Origin of the sequence: Puia sp. P3 (assembly GCF_050632245.1) — a bacterium.
Classification (GTDB): domain Bacteria; phylum Bacteroidota; class Bacteroidia; order Chitinophagales; family Chitinophagaceae; genus Puia.
Map to the genome: position 1 here is coordinate 3366653 of NZ_CP192583.1, position 13564 is coordinate 3380216.

General features: G+C 54.5%; 18 protein-coding genes and 1 pseudogene. 7 read left to right on the forward strand and 12 right to left on the reverse strand.

Annotated features, from left to right (window positions below):
* Positions 1-8: 8 nt before the first annotated feature.
* Positions 9-605: an SGNH/GDSL hydrolase family protein gene (locus ACQ86N_RS20525; RefSeq protein WP_431216737.1), complete on the forward strand. Its 597-nt coding sequence runs from the start codon at positions 9-11 to the stop codon at positions 603-605.
* A gap of 23 nt (positions 606-628) precedes the next feature.
* Here the strand turns inward: ACQ86N_RS20525 and ACQ86N_RS20530 are convergent, their stop codons facing one another.
* The 3 genes from ACQ86N_RS20530 to ACQ86N_RS20540 are packed head-to-tail and all read right to left on the reverse strand — an operon-like array spanning position 629 to position 2471.
* Entirely contained in the window at positions 629-775 is a 147-nt protein-coding gene (locus ACQ86N_RS20530) for a hypothetical protein (protein WP_431216738.1), read from the reverse strand.
* Positions 776-777: 2 nt separating this feature from the next.
* Positions 778-1770 (reverse strand): hypothetical protein, encoded by a 993-nt coding sequence (locus tag ACQ86N_RS20535; protein WP_431216739.1) that lies wholly within the window; start codon positions 1768-1770, stop codon positions 778-780.
* A complete protein-coding gene (locus ACQ86N_RS20540) occupies positions 1767-2471 on the reverse strand; it encodes a hypothetical protein (protein WP_431216740.1) in 705 nt (234 codons plus the stop codon). The genes ACQ86N_RS20535 and ACQ86N_RS20540 overlap by 4 nt, the downstream gene beginning before the upstream one ends.
* 368 nt (positions 2472-2839) lie before the next feature.
* On the opposite strand from ACQ86N_RS20540, the gene ACQ86N_RS20545 reads away from it, so the two are divergent.
* Positions 2840-3061, forward strand: a complete 222-nt coding sequence (locus ACQ86N_RS20545; protein ID WP_431216741.1) for a hypothetical protein — start codon at positions 2840-2842, stop codon at positions 3059-3061.
* A gap of 66 nt (positions 3062-3127) precedes the next feature.
* Here the strand turns inward: ACQ86N_RS20545 and ACQ86N_RS20550 are convergent, their stop codons facing one another.
* A complete protein-coding gene (locus ACQ86N_RS20550) occupies positions 3128-3376 on the reverse strand; it encodes a hypothetical protein (RefSeq protein ID WP_431216742.1) in 249 nt (82 codons plus the stop codon).
* Positions 3377-3524: 148 nt separating this feature from the next.
* Here ACQ86N_RS20550 and ACQ86N_RS20555 point away from each other — a divergent pair, with 148 nt between their 5' ends.
* Positions 3525-3971 (forward strand): DUF892 family protein, encoded by a 447-nt coding sequence (locus tag ACQ86N_RS20555; RefSeq protein WP_431216743.1) that lies wholly within the window; start codon positions 3525-3527, stop codon positions 3969-3971.
* 204 nt (positions 3972-4175) lie between these two features.
* Here the strand turns inward: ACQ86N_RS20555 and ACQ86N_RS20560 are convergent, their stop codons facing one another.
* Together ACQ86N_RS20560 and ACQ86N_RS20565 are read right to left on the reverse strand one after the other, a co-directional pair.
* Entirely contained in the window at positions 4176-5177 is a 1002-nt protein-coding gene (locus tag ACQ86N_RS20560; RefSeq protein WP_431216744.1) for a DUF4407 domain-containing protein, read from the reverse strand.
* Positions 5164-5451: a DUF4407 domain-containing protein gene (locus tag ACQ86N_RS20565; protein ID WP_431216745.1), complete on the reverse strand. Its 288-nt coding sequence runs from the start codon at positions 5449-5451 to the stop codon at positions 5164-5166. Before ACQ86N_RS20565 ends, ACQ86N_RS20560 begins: the two co-directional genes overlap by 14 nt.
* A gap of 29 nt (positions 5452-5480) precedes the next feature.
* On the opposite strand from ACQ86N_RS20565, the gene ACQ86N_RS20570 reads away from it, so the two are divergent.
* A complete protein-coding gene (locus tag ACQ86N_RS20570; RefSeq protein ID WP_431216746.1) occupies positions 5481-5690 on the forward strand; it encodes a hypothetical protein in 210 nt (69 codons plus the stop codon).
* 6 nt (positions 5691-5696) lie between these two features.
* On the opposite strand, the gene ACQ86N_RS20575 is transcribed toward ACQ86N_RS20570, so the two are convergent.
* From ACQ86N_RS20575 to ACQ86N_RS20590, 4 genes and pseudogenes are all read right to left on the reverse strand, one after another.
* Positions 5697-6494 carry a 5-oxoprolinase subunit PxpA gene (locus ACQ86N_RS20575; protein ID WP_431216747.1) on the reverse strand — a complete coding sequence of 266 codons (798 nt, stop codon included), beginning with the start codon at positions 6492-6494 and terminating at the stop codon, positions 5697-5699.
* Positions 6491-7482: pseudogene (locus ACQ86N_RS20580) on the reverse strand (biotin-dependent carboxyltransferase family protein). The gene ACQ86N_RS20575 and the pseudogene ACQ86N_RS20580 overlap by 4 nt, the downstream one beginning before the upstream one ends.
* Positions 7483-7626: 144 nt before the next feature.
* Positions 7627-7968 carry a 5-oxoprolinase subunit B family protein gene (locus tag ACQ86N_RS20585; RefSeq protein WP_431216748.1) on the reverse strand — a complete coding sequence of 114 codons (342 nt, stop codon included), beginning with the start codon at positions 7966-7968 and terminating at the stop codon, positions 7627-7629.
* A complete protein-coding gene (locus tag ACQ86N_RS20590) occupies positions 7949-8377 on the reverse strand; it encodes a carboxyltransferase domain-containing protein (RefSeq protein WP_431216749.1) in 429 nt (142 codons plus the stop codon). Before ACQ86N_RS20590 ends, ACQ86N_RS20585 begins: the two co-directional genes overlap by 20 nt.
* A 249-nt stretch (positions 8378-8626) precedes the next feature.
* Between ACQ86N_RS20590 and topA the strand changes: the two genes are divergently transcribed.
* From topA to ACQ86N_RS20605, 3 genes are read left to right on the forward strand one after another with little or no spacing between them, the layout of a single operon-like run.
* Positions 8627-10444: a type I DNA topoisomerase gene (gene topA, locus ACQ86N_RS20595; protein ID WP_431216750.1), complete on the forward strand. Its 1818-nt coding sequence runs from the start codon at positions 8627-8629 to the stop codon at positions 10442-10444.
* 8 nt (positions 10445-10452) lie between these two features.
* Positions 10453-11184 (forward strand): topoisomerase C-terminal repeat-containing protein, encoded by a 732-nt coding sequence (locus tag ACQ86N_RS20600; RefSeq protein WP_431216751.1) that lies wholly within the window; start codon positions 10453-10455, stop codon positions 11182-11184.
* Positions 11171-12043, forward strand: coding sequence for a transglutaminase family protein (locus ACQ86N_RS20605; protein WP_431216752.1), 873 nt, complete (start codon positions 11171-11173; stop codon positions 12041-12043). Before ACQ86N_RS20600 ends, ACQ86N_RS20605 begins: the two co-directional genes overlap by 14 nt.
* 113 nt (positions 12044-12156) lie before the next feature.
* Here ACQ86N_RS20605 and ACQ86N_RS20610 read toward each other — a convergent pair whose 3' ends face one another.
* Positions 12157-12681 (reverse strand): hypothetical protein, encoded by a 525-nt coding sequence (locus ACQ86N_RS20610; protein WP_431216753.1) that lies wholly within the window; start codon positions 12679-12681, stop codon positions 12157-12159.
* Positions 12653-13555 (reverse strand): hypothetical protein, encoded by a 903-nt coding sequence (locus ACQ86N_RS20615; RefSeq protein WP_431216754.1) that lies wholly within the window; start codon positions 13553-13555, stop codon positions 12653-12655. The genes ACQ86N_RS20610 and ACQ86N_RS20615 overlap by 29 nt, the downstream gene beginning before the upstream one ends.
* Between the last annotated feature and the right edge of the window lie 9 nt (positions 13556-13564).

The following is a 13564-nucleotide window of genomic DNA, read 5'->3' on the forward strand; positions in this document are numbered from 1 at the left end:
TACGGCCTATGCAAACCTATCTTGCGCTTGGCGACTCCTACACCATCGGCGAAGGACTCCCGCTCTACGAAAACTATCCCTACCAGACCGTACAGCTGCTCCGCGAAGCCGGACATCCCATGACCGCCCCCGAGATAATTGCCCGGACAGGCTGGACGACCGACGAGCTGTCCGACGCGATCGCACATACCGCCCTCCTCCCCCGTTATGACCTGGTCACGCTGCTGATCGGCGTCAACAATCAGTATCGCGGACGCGACCTTTGGGAATACGGCGAACAGTTCGAAGAGTTGCTGCTCCAGGCCATCGAGCTGGGCCAGGAAGGCCGCGTGTTTGTTCTTTCGATCCCCGACTGGGGAGCAAGCCCTTTCGCGGCGGCACAGGGAAGAGACCGGTCGGCGATCGCCGGACAGATCGACTCCTTCAACAGGCTCGCGCGGCATATCACCGGCGACAAAGGCATTCCATTTATCGATATCACCGGCCATAGCCGCGGCGAAGGCGCTGCACTCGACAGCTTCGCCGCAGACGGCCTGCACCCCGGCGCCGTGCAATACGCCTGGTGGGCCAGCCAGCTGACAAAGGCTATGCAGGCTACCCCTTAGGCCCCTCGCAGATGCGTGAACCGTCAATAGATACTATTCAGTCCGTCCGTGTTGAGATAGACTACGTCCGGCTGTCGTACATAGGTATTGTTATACCGGAACTGTATCCCGGTATTCAGCATGATCTTAAAAGAATTGTTCTGCATGGTCTTTCTGGGAAAATAGACCATCCTTAATTCAATGGTGTTGAACACCAGATTCTCATTACGCGTCCGCATACCGGCCCCGATGCCGTGATAAAGGGATGATTTTTGAAAGGTTCCGGTCTCCGGCGTAAGCAGCGACAAGTCCCCGAAGGCGAAGGGGCGAATTTGAAGCCCAAAAAACGGTATCTGAGGAACAGCGTTGTCTCAGAATGCAGGGTGACGCGCTGGACCCCAAATGTGGAATCGCCGCTGAAATACCGGAGACCGAAGACATTGTTGATCGTCAGCGGGTCGATACCCAGCCGGTTGAACTGACGGGTATAGCTGAAATTGACGTACTGCCTCAGCTTAATCGAACTAAAGGTGAACAGCGGACTGTAGTAGCTCGCCCCTACCAGCACACTGGCGTCCTCGAACCGCCCCTTTCTCAGAAATGTGCCGCTGCGCAGAAAGAACTGGGTAAAGGCCCCCTTTTTGGTGACTACAAATCCGTTAGCGTCTACTCCGGCATAGGGCCTGCTGAGGTACAGCTGTTTATACCAGCCCCCGGTGAACGCCACATTGTACCCGATAGGAATATCCTCCGTTGCACCAAAGCCGTAGATATAGTTGGTCTTATAAAAGTCCTGGCGGAAAAAGGTAAAGGAGGTCAGCGCAGCCGCCCGGTCGTTGAACCGGAAGTTGAAATTCTTTCCGATCTGTTTGGGAACGCTGTCGAAATCATTCCGGAAATACCGGAACGCCAGGAATCTGCGGTCGCGGACGGCAGTATTGCTTAGAAATCGCTCAGAGCCAAGATTCCAGCCGATCCACCCGTCCTGGGTATGGTAGTCGTATTTATAGAATAGGCTGTCGGCGTTGTGATAAACGTTGAAGTTCTGGAACTTCCCGATAGTAAGTCCGCCCGCCAGATGGGCATAGGGTGCGTACAGCGGCCGTTCCAGCCGGATAAACCAGGCCCTTTCATCCGGCGTGCCAGGATAAAGATTGCTGTTGATCTCGGTATAGGATGCCGTCACGTTGACAAAGGACCCCCGATATTGGTCTTACTGTACAGGAACTGAGGGCCGATATTCGGGTCGCGGTTCTGCTCCGCGTTGATACCCAGTTGTACCCGCTGGCCCATTCCGAGAAAGTTGGCCTCGCTGACATTCCCGCGGAAACTGAAAGGCGGGTAACCCAGGCTGCCAATGGCGCCGCCGATACTAAAAAGGTCCTTTACCACAACCACCACGTCCACCGAGTCATTGGAAAGAGGCGACACCAGGATACGGGCGTCCTGGATAAAGTTCAGGTTACGGATGAGACGTTCGTTATCCGCCAGCCTAAAGGCGTTGACCGGCGTGTTCTCTTTGATAAAGAGGTTATTGCGGATGACCCAGTCCCTCGTTTTCCGGTGCAGCTGGTTGAGCAGCCTGGTGCCAAAATACTGCAGTCTTCTGGACGTATCCGTAAAGGTCTGTTCGAACCCGTAACCCCGGATAAAGATATGCCGGATCACCTTCCCCTCGAATGGCTGAAAAGGGCTTTCACTCTTGGTATTCAGAGCGGCGGTATTGGTTACGGAATCAGGGGTTCCCTTGGTGATGGAATTACGGAAGAACTGGAAAATATTGTTATTCTTCAGACCGCGGGCACGGTGGGCGGTGCTGTCTTTTACCTGGCCAATGACACCCAGAGACAGCCAGCTACAGCTGGCCAACATCACAAGCCTTATCATGGTACCCTTCCTCAAGAACTTATTGGGTCGAATGGTTTGAATGATATGTGCAGGAGATACGCAAACAAAAATTAGCGTATCTCCTGCAATCCGCCAATGATTGTGTACTTCGCGACCCAACACCGTTGGGTCTCTCGTTCGGGGACTTCACTATGCTCGTCCCCGGACGAAGCCTTCCAGGGCTTCCCTTTGAAAATCAATGGGCTAATATAAATGTAATTTTTGTTTTTATTTGGTTAGCGGAATGTTATAAAAAAACCTGCCCTCCGTCACGACTACCCAACGGCTGCGGCGATGGTATTCTTTTGAATACAATAGTACCGATCTCATCGATCTTATTAATAGCTAAACCACCCAAACTTATTCTAATGACGACAACATTTAACTCCCTCATCTCCTGGCCCACCCTTCTTTCCGAATCGACCATGACGGTACACCCCGGAAAATCAAGCCGGAATAAGCCTGCACTTATCAAACGCATTACGCTACCCGCTCCCCCCGACGAAGCGACGATCCAAAGACTGAACGAGCTGGCCGCAAAACACCCCTTCTGTTCTTTACACAGAGTAAAGAAACACGACACACTGTGATCATTTTGTGGAAAAAAATACCCTCCATTTGGGGATCGGAATTCCACAAAATCCGGTGCGGCAGCGCTATTCGACGGCCTGTATCCGCGCGACAAACTGGTTTAAATGAGACAGCTTGAAGATTTCCTTATCTTTTTCCTCCGCGTTGAAGTTCATGAATAAGATACTTCCGTCCCTGGCCAGGGTCAGGAGATAGTGATCTTTGTGATAGATATCATAGACGACGAGGTCGCCGTGGTCTTTTTCCTGTAGGATGTATTCTTCGGCGCCCCCACTGATATTGATCATGATGGACTCTGTCATTAAATTTTCCATATAGACCTTTATTGTCATAATAGAAAAAGGCGGGCCAGCTCAGCCCCCCGGTCGCTGGGGCACAAGCCCCCGTTCCCCTTTCGTGGACCCCGCGGCTCCTCCCCGGAAAATGGTACAATTCTTTTTACTATACCCCAAAACACGCTGTATGAAAACAATGTCGCAAAACAGACCGGACTCCAGGCTCGATGAGCTATTTCTCGACGAGCTGAGGGAATTGTACGGGGCCGAACAGCACCAGTTGAATGTGCTTTTGCTCCTGAAAAAAGCCGCCACCTCGCTAAAACTGCAAAATGTGCTGGCCAGCCACCTCGACGATACCCGCGAACATATCAGCCGTCTGCAGATCATTTTTGAGAAAATAGGACACCCGGCAGAATCCCGGATCTCCGAAACCGTCCTGGGCATTACCCGCGCGGCCGAAAGCGTCATCGCCGGGACGGAAAAAGCCACCGCCACCCGCGACGCGGGAATCATCGTAGCCACCCAACAACTGGAACACTACGAGATCACCAGCTACGGCAGCCTTGCGCAGCACGCCCGCACCCTGGAATATGATGAAGCTGGAAGAGATCCTCGAGTTGTCCCTGTTTGAGGAAAAAGAGGCCGACGACCTGCTGACCGCACTCGCAGAAAACTATATTAACACCGAGGCCCGGAAAGAATAGCTCCGCCAGGACCCTGCTCCCTGCTCCGCGGTTCACATCGTTGAGCTCCCGCCGTTCCGTGGTGCACGCGCCCAACCGGGGCTTCCCGTTCCGCGGTTCACGCGCCCAACCGGGGCTTCCCGTTCCGCGGTTCACAACACGTCCTCTTCCCGGAAATCGTACCGCTGCCGGATCCGCCGCGTCACTTCCTCCAGCGGCATCCGCTGCGGGATTCTGTCCTCACCTTTCTCCCACTGATCCAGCTCTTCCTGTACGTGTTTCTTCTGCAGTGCCGCCAGCTTGTCCAGCAGTTCCCCGCTCATCTCCTTTTTCCGGGCGTATACGGCCGTCTTCTTGTCCTTTACCAGCTCTTTGTCCCGGCGCATATCCTCTTCCGCCGCGGCCATTTGTTTCAGCTCCATTCCCGCCAGGGCCAGGTCATATGGCCCTGAGCTCATGATCAGCTTCGACAGAATCGGCCCCGTTTCGATCAGGATGATCAGCAGCGAGATCAGCAGGCTTGTCCAGAACACGCTGCCTTCGCGGCCAGATAGGTCCGAAAGGGCCTTATTCTTTTCGAGAAAGCCGACATCCCCCGTCACCTGCGTCTCATACTGGCGATTGCGTGCCGCCCGGCCCGCGTTGGCGTCGCGGATCAGGCTGTCCTGATAGTGCTTCTGCAGGGTCAACTGCTGCAGCTCGGGCGTAAACTGTGCCAGCGCGGATTCATAGGCAGCCTGTTTCAGCCTGGTCAGCCTGTCGATTCCCCGGCGCTGCGATCCGCCAGTGCCATCGGCCTCTTCGACATAGGCCCGCTGCAGCCGGTGCAGCGTATCTTCAATAGCCGCCTGCCGCTGGGTCAACCTGTTCCGCTCGGCCTGCGCCGCGTCCAGCACCGACCTGTTCTCCGCCTGCAGAAGGCTATCATTCGCCAGCATCTTCTTATGCCGGTTCTCCGTGAGTTGCACGTCGATCTCTTTCTCGAATATCTTCAGCTCCAGCGGCCGCGCGATCGTAAACCCGATCAGCAGGGCCAGCGCCACGCGCGGCGCCGCCATCCACGGCTGCTTCCGCTGACTGACCCCGTACTTGCGCATCGTGGACACCAGAAACCGGTCGAAATTGAAGATGATCAGCCCCTCACACGAGGGCAAAGACCACCGCCCAAACGGCGTCATTGAAAACGCTGTAGATCGCGTACCCCGCCGAAAGCGCCGCCAGCACGAATGTCGCCAGCAGCACCCCGCCCAGTCCTGCGTATTTGGTTTGCTCGGAGGGACAGTCTTTTAATAAGTCCTGATAGGCCCCCGCGCACCACCACAAGAAATGCCGCTCCGGCGGCTTCCGGGCCTTCGCCCCTACCCCCGTAAAATGATCGTAACTATAAGGGCTGTCCACCCTTCCGTTCTCGCTACTTGTTGCTGCCATGGTTTGTTTGTTCCTGAGTCAATAAAATAGTGCTGCGCCGCAACGATCCGGCTGAGCCGGACAAGCGGAACACCGCACATGCGCCGCCCTGTCCTTATGGACAAAATCCGGCACACGAAGTTTTGTTGAAGTTGAAGTGGGAACAGAGCAAAGAACGGGAAAAAGCGGGAGAAATTGTAAAGGAAATGCTAAAACGTCTTCTCATTTCCAAACATCAATTAGTAGTGTTTCTTTTCTAAATTTAGTCAGTCGGGCTTAATTATAGTCACCCCCTGGCACATCAACACATCGTGTATCATCTTCGCATACTCCGCAGCGTGCTCTCCATCTCCATGCAAACATACGGTCTCCGCGACAAGCGCCGCCTCTCCCGCGACAGACCCATCTGCAAGAAATGCATTCACCCTACCCTCTTCCACCATCTTCAATACCTGACGAACAGACGCCGCCGCATCACCGATAAGCGCATGCGCCTCCGACCTCGGCGTCAGGCTTCCATCCGGCCGGTACGTCCTGTCCGCGAAGACCTCGCTGACAAATCGCAGACCAATAGCCGAAGCCGACCGCGAAAGCTCACTCCCGCTGAGACCGTATAACAAAAGAGATGGATCAAAGTCAGATACCGCCCGGCACACCACCTCACTGACCGAAACATCCCTCGCCGCCCGGTTGTACAACGCGCCATGCGGCTTCACATGCCGCAGTCGGACGCCGAGCGAACGGCAAATACTCTGCAACGCATCCAGCTGTTCAACAATTATCTCCGGCAGGTCGCGCAGTGCAAAAGCACTCCCCAGCAGATCGACCCGGCCAAAACCGGCCCTGTCCGGATAAGACGGATGCGCGCCGATGGCTGCGCCATGCGCCAAAGCCTGCTCCACCGTACGACGCATGGTTTCCCCGTCACCGGCATGGCCTCCGCACGCAATATTCGCAGAACTGATAAAAGGAAAGATCGCCCCATCCGTTGCCATCCCCTCACCCATATCGCAGTTGAGATCGATATGCCCGCCGCCCGAACCCAGGTCATCGTTTCTACTCACCAAACCATCTCGTTTAAATGATCCATACAGCTACGCTGTAAAATATGCAACTCTTTTCGCCGCGCTACCAGCAATTGCTCCGCGGCATTGATATCCATTTGCTTGAACTGGATACAGTCCGAAGGCCGCAGTTGGGCCAGCTTGGGCAGGTGGGCCGTGACCACGTGCGCCAGCCTGGGATATCCTCCCGTCGTCTGGTGATCCGCCATCAGCACGATCAGCTGCCCGCTGGGTAATAACTGCACCGTCCCGAAGCTCACCGCAGAAGACACCAGCTCGATATTTCTTTCCATCAGCAGCGGCGCCCCTTCAACTGGTAACCCATCCTGTCGGAGGACGGATGGATCGTAAAGTTATTTTCCAGAAACGCATTTCGCGACGCCTCACTCAGCATCGACCACTCGTGCCCCGGAATAAATCCTATTTCATGGGGGAACTGATAGGCCTTATCGGTATTCACCCGCCATGGCAATATCTCGTAGTTGCTTTCTTCCTTCAGCCAGCCCGCGAAGTAAATAGTATTCTCGTTGAATGGAAGCTCGTCCCCCTTTTTCAATGGCTGTCCGCACCAGCCACCGGCCGCGGCTTTCAGGTGCGTGCTGTAACTGTCAAGCCATTTCTGCATACAGTAGCCTCCGTGGACACTGAGATAGCAACGACCTCCCTGTACAAGCGAAGGGAAATGGAGCACGGTGTTCTTTCGGACGACTACCGGCTGCCAGCGTGGAATGACCTCGTCTACCAGCGTAGGCGAAAAATCGGCGCCGGTAATGGCGATCAGCGTATTTTGTTCGAAAAGGATCTGTGGTCCTGGAAAATGGATCTCGATCACCGCCTCATTCTTGTCGTTGCCAACAAGAAGATTGGCCACCTGTGCGGCATATGGGTCCATCGCCCCGCCTGGACTAATGCCCCAATTGCCGAACCCGTTCCTGCCGAGATCCTGGATAGTATCCAACAAGCCGGGTTTAATGATCGAGAAAGCCATAACAACAGTTTGATGTGCAGGAATGATGTTGAGCTATGTTAACACAGGGCAAATGAGTAGAGGAGGATCAAGATACTGATTTACGGAATGCGGCCCGTCACTGATTTATTTAAATGGTCTACTACACCGGACGTCCGGACGAACTCATTTCCAGTCGTGAAATTCCGACCCCGATATCGGGTAAAACTGAACGCGGTCTCCTGTCTGCAGATGAACAGGCGGGTCTGCCTTCGGGTTGAACAAGACTACCGGAGTCTGGCCGATGATCCGCCAGCCTCCCGGACTAGACAGCGGATAAATACCAGTCTGAAGTCCCGCAATTCCTACACCACCTGCCCTCACCGGCGCGGGCTGCGACTTTCGCGCCACCTCCAGCCTTGCATCCGTCTTTCCAAGGTAGGGAAAGCCCGGCAGAAAACCTACCATATATACTCTGTACTCGTTCGAACTGTGCAGGCCGATGACCTCATCGCGGGGATAGCCCACTGACTTCCGAAACCCAGTCCAAATCCGGCGCATAGGCCTTTTCGTAACAGACCGGGATCCGAAAATGGTGTCCCGGAACTTCCGGCTTCCCCGGCAACCCGTCAAGCTTTCCGCCCGTCTCCTCCCATGCCTTTATCATCAGCCGCTCCAGCCTGTAATAGACCCCTGGGAAGCCACCCAGCCCAGCGGACCGGACCTGGATCGGTTCATAATATATGGACACGCTGCTGTATGCCACCAGGATATCCAAAACACCGGGCAGCCGGTGCGCCTGTAGCCAGTCGTGTATGACCAATGCTCGCCTATTTAATTGTTCGTCAATGCAGTTACCCAGATCAATGGTGATGGCTGAATCGCCCGGTGGAAATATGGAATAGGATGCAGACAGGTCCACGGTTGCAGGTGTCATTGAAAGGACAAATTAAGGTTTTTGCAAGATGGGCCGTCCCATTGTTCATAAACTTATAACCTGCTAAAATTTATTAAAACATAATTAATTGAAAATCAATATTAAGGAAAAGCATTGGTTTTCCTGGTGGTTAGCACCTGAACCCGCACTAATTTTTTAATCTGGTTGTATTACTGTAAAATTGCAAGCCAGCGGTCGGAATGGACAGTCCTTCACGGCCGCGGAAAAGGGCAAAGCGAAATACAAAACATGGCTAAGAATTTACTAATTGTGGAGTCTCCGGCGAAGGCCAAGACCATAGAGAAGATCCTGGGTGAAGATTTTGAGGTGAAAAGCTGCTACGGGCATATCCGGGACCTCGAGAAGGGCGATATGGGCATCGACATCAAGAACAATTACCGTCCCAGATATATAATTCCGGAAGATAAAGAAAAGGTTGTCAAGGAATTAAAAAGCGTCGCCAAGAAGTCGGGCGAAGTATGGCTCGCGACGGACGAGGACCGCGAAGGGGAAGCCATTTCATGGCACCTTTGCGAAGTATTGGGACTGGATCCGGGGACAACCAAACGAATAGTATTCCACGAGATCACCAAACCGGCTATTCAGTCCGCCGTCACCAAACCGCGGACGGTCGATATGAACCTGGTCAACGCCCAGCAGGCCCGCCGCATCCTGGACAGGATCGTAGGTTTCGAGCTCAGCCCCGTCCTCTGGCGGAAGATGAGCGTCAAGAACAACCTCTCCGCCGGCCGCGTACAGAGCGTTGCCGTCCGCATCATCGCCGAGCGCGAGCGGGAGATCAACGCTTTTGTTCCTGTAAGCACCTTTAAGATAGAGGCGCTTTTCACGGCAAAGGACGTCAGCGGCAAGGCTGTTACCTTTTCGGCTGAAGGAAAGAAACAATCTTCCGCCGCCAACGCCGAGACCTTCCTCCAGGGGCTGTATCGGGGCCGACTACACCGTTACGGACATTCAGGTCAAGCCCGGGAAAAAGACGCCCGCGGCCCCTTCACGACGTCTACCCTCCAGCAGGAGGCCAGCCGGAAACTGGGCTACTCCGTCAGCCGGACCATGCTCCTCGCCCAAAAGCTGTACGAAAGCGGTAAGATCACCTATATGCGTACCGACAGCGTCAACCTCAGCGAACTCGCCATGGATGCCGCCGCCAACCAGATAAAAAGCCAGTACGGACAGAAATACGTTCAGCCACGCAAGTTCAAGAACAAGAATGAATCCGCCCAGGAAGCGCACGAAGCGATTCGTCCCACCTATATGGACGCCATGACGGTAGACGACGCCGACTGCCGGCGCCTGTACGAGCTTATCTGGAAAAGGACCATGGCCAGCCAGATGGCCGACGCCGAACTGGAAAAGACGATTGCAAAGATCCAGATCAGCACGAATAAAGAGGAGCTCACCGCTAGTGGCGAGGTGCTCAAATTCGACGGCTTCCTGAAAGTATATATGGAAGACCGCGACGAGGACGAAGTTACCGACGAAGACGAACAGGAAGGTATGCTGCCGCCGCTGACCGTCCGGCAGGACCTGCCGCTGAAAGAAATGAAGGCGGTCGAGCGCTTTACGCGTCCCCAGCCCCGTTATACAGAAGCTTCCCTGGTAAAGAAACTGGAAGAGCTGGGTATCGGCCGCCCCTCCACCTACGCCCCCACCATCTCGACGATCCTGAAGAGAGGATACGTGGAGAAAAGAGACAAGGAAGGGATCAGGAGGGATTTCAGGATCCTGTCCCTCAAGCACGACAAGATCGAGAAGGTGGTCGAACAGGAAAATACCGGCGCCGAAAAGTCCAAACTATTCCCCACCGACCTGGGGCTGGTGGTGACGGACTTCCTCAAGCAATATTTCGACGACATCATGGACTATCATTTCACCGCGCGCATCGAAGAGGAATTCGACGAAGTGGCCCGGGGGAAAATGCAATGGAGCAAGATGATCGATGATTTCTACAACCCTTTTAAAAAGGACGTCGACAATACGATCGAGACGGCGGAAAGGATAAAAGGAGAAAGAGAACTGGGTGTCGATCCGCAAAGTGGCAAAAAGTAGTCGCCCGCATGGGTCGCTACGGCCCCATGGTGCAGATCGGCGACGTCAACGACGAAGAAAAGCCGCGATTTGCCAAGCTGAAGAATACGCAGAGCATCGAGACGATCAGCTACGACGAGGCGATGGAGCTGTTCAGGCTGCCCCGCAATCTTGGTCCGTTCGAGGAGAAGGACGTGACGGTCAACATTGGCCGCTTCGGCCCCTATATCGCTCACGACGGCAAATTCTATTCGCTGGGCAAGGAATTCGATCCCTATACGATCACCTTCGACCAGGCCGCTCCTATCGTCGTTGAAAAACGTTCGGCAAAAGAACAGCGCACGATCAAGGTCTTCGAAAAGGAAAAGATCCAGCTGCTTCGCGGCCCCTACGGCCCCTATATCAAACAGGGACTGCGCAACTACAAGCTGCCGAAAGAAAAGCAGGACAACGCCGCCGACCTGACGATCGAGGAGGTAAAGGCCATCATCGAGGAGGTAAAGGCCAACCCTCCCAAACGCGTTCCCCGCAAGAAAAAAGAAGCTGACGTCAGGGGCCAATCCCCGGCTAAATTTCCAAAAACGGGAAAGGGAATACCCGCTTGCCGCAGCTACCCCGCACGGTCTGGCAACCATTTTGCACGCAATTTAATGAACAATCCATGCGTTAGTGTGGATAAGAAAAAGTTAGTGGGTCTTATAAATAGGCCCGAACTTAACATAGTATATCCCAGCGATCTCAAACCACATGCAGGAGAATAAAGAAATAAAAGCACTTTTTCATCTGATCGACGACCCCGATCAGGAAGTCTTCGATTCCGTAAGCAGTCGTATCGTAAGCTATGGAAGGGGTATCATCCCCAACCTGGAGGACCTTTGGGAGAACACCATCAGCAACGACGTACAGGAAAGGATCGAGCTGCTGATCCACCGCTTGCACTACCAGGACCTCACCGAAGACTTCACCAACTGGAAAAGCAGCAGTTATCAGGACCTGCTCACGGCCTCCCTGCTGCTGGCCAAATTTCAGTACCCCGAACTGGCAAGCACTCCCGTCCTGCAGGAGATCGAAAAACTCCGCCGTAACATCTGGCTCGAGCTGAATAGCTATCTGACACCCCTCGAACAGGTGAACGTCCTGACGAGCATACTATATAACTACTACGGGCTGAAAGGCACCGAAGTGGCCTACCAGCACCCCGAAGAGTTCCTCATCAACAAGCTGATCGAAACAAAAAGGGGCAACGCGATCACCAACGGTATCCTGTACCTGCTGCTTAGCGAACTGCTGGATATCCCCATCAAGGCGATCAATATCCCCCGCCAGTTCGTCCTGGCCTATATCAAGCCCTACTACGACGAGAATCCCGAAAAACTCAGTCCGCAGCAGCGCATCGAATTCTTTATCGATCCGATGAGCGGACAGGTCTTCTCTCACAAGGACGTGGATAGCTATTTCAAACGCGTCTCCGTCCCACCCGTCGCCTCCTATTTCAAACCGCTCACACACAACCGCATCATCCAGACCGCCCTCGAAGAGTTCTCCAAATGCTTCGACGACGAACGCAACGCCTACAAGAAGCTGGAGCTGATGGACCTTGCAAAGCTCATCGGCGACTAACGGCGGGCCACCGCGAAACGCTAAAAGGCCGTTCCCGTCGGAACAGCCCCTAGCTTATTTGTCGAACCAAGACAAAACTTTTCAAATATGCCACGCTTGGAATGGCGTATTAACTATTTTCCCCAAACTGCCCATTGTGCAGTCCAGTCGTTGCTGGCGTCCAGCGCTCCGATATAGGTGACCTTATCGAAGAAAGCCACATTCAGCTTGGTCAGGTCGAACTTCGCCGCAGTGGTCAGTGCCGGAGAGCCCGCTGCAGGCTTCAGGTTCGGAGCCGCATTGTTGAACGGAGCCGTCAGCATGATGTCTGCGGCGTTGGCGTACAGCTTGCTGCCGTTGGCGCCCTCGGTCAGGGTCTTCAGGATCGTGGCGTCCAGCGTTGTATAGCTGGCAGGCATATTCTGCACCAGATACTGGTTGTTGACAGCGTGCAGGAAGCTGTTGTAGAACTTGGACGTTCCGGACGCGTAGTAGTTGCCTGTGGAGTCGTTCTCGACGACCAGACCCGCCTTTTGACCACCCATTACGATGGAATTGGCCAGAATGAATTTGCAACCCCTTCTCCAGCGCATGCCATAGCCATAGTCAGCCTTGGTGCCGGCGGCATTGTTAGGGCCGATAGCCGTAAAGTTGGACATAGTCGGGGACGTGATAGGCGTCTTTCCCAGCGTCAGGCTGTTCGAGGGATTTACGTTGTCCAGCTTCGAAATTGTTGGACAGGTCGCCCGTAACGCCTTTGTCATCGGTGAAGTTAGGGTCCTTGATGGAGATAGCGAACTGGATGTTGCCGGAGAACCCGTCGTCCATGTCAAAGTCGTCGTCGGCGCAGTTGTAAGCGATCAGGTGCTTGGCATTGACCGTGCCGCCGAAGAATTCGAAGGCGTCGTCCAGGCCTCTGACGATCTGAACATAGTCGATGGTAGTACCGTTGCCGACACCGTACAGCGAAAGGCCGTTGACCTCGTCGCCGGGATTGACCGCCTTACCGGCGTATTCGATACGGACATACTTGAGCGTACCGGAGTTGTCGGCATCATTGGTACCGCCAAAAACGCTGAACTGCGGGTCTACGCCACCTTCGATAACGGAGTGGTTGGTATTACCCCTGGCCTGTCCGACGATGATCACGCCGCCCAGGTCACCGGGCTTCTTGTCCGTCTCGTTCGTCGTAAAAACGATCGGCTCGGCAGCCGTGCCGGCTGCCTGGATCTTGGCAGTACGGTAGATAACCAGTACGCCGGCGGAATCCCGGTTGCTAACGATCTTCGTACCGGGGTCGATCGTGATCGTGGCGCCATTGGTCACGTACACGTACCCACGAAGGCGATAGGTCTTGTCCTTGGTCCAGTGCTGGTCGGTCGTAATGATACCACGAACCGGATAGGTGCCGGTCGCATCGGGACCCGAGGCGCCGTTGTTGCCGCCATTTCCGGGATCCGGCTTGTCGTCGCTTTTACTGCAGGCTACGCCCAGCAGGGCTACGCCCATCAACATAATAAAGACTCTCTTCATAATAGGTGT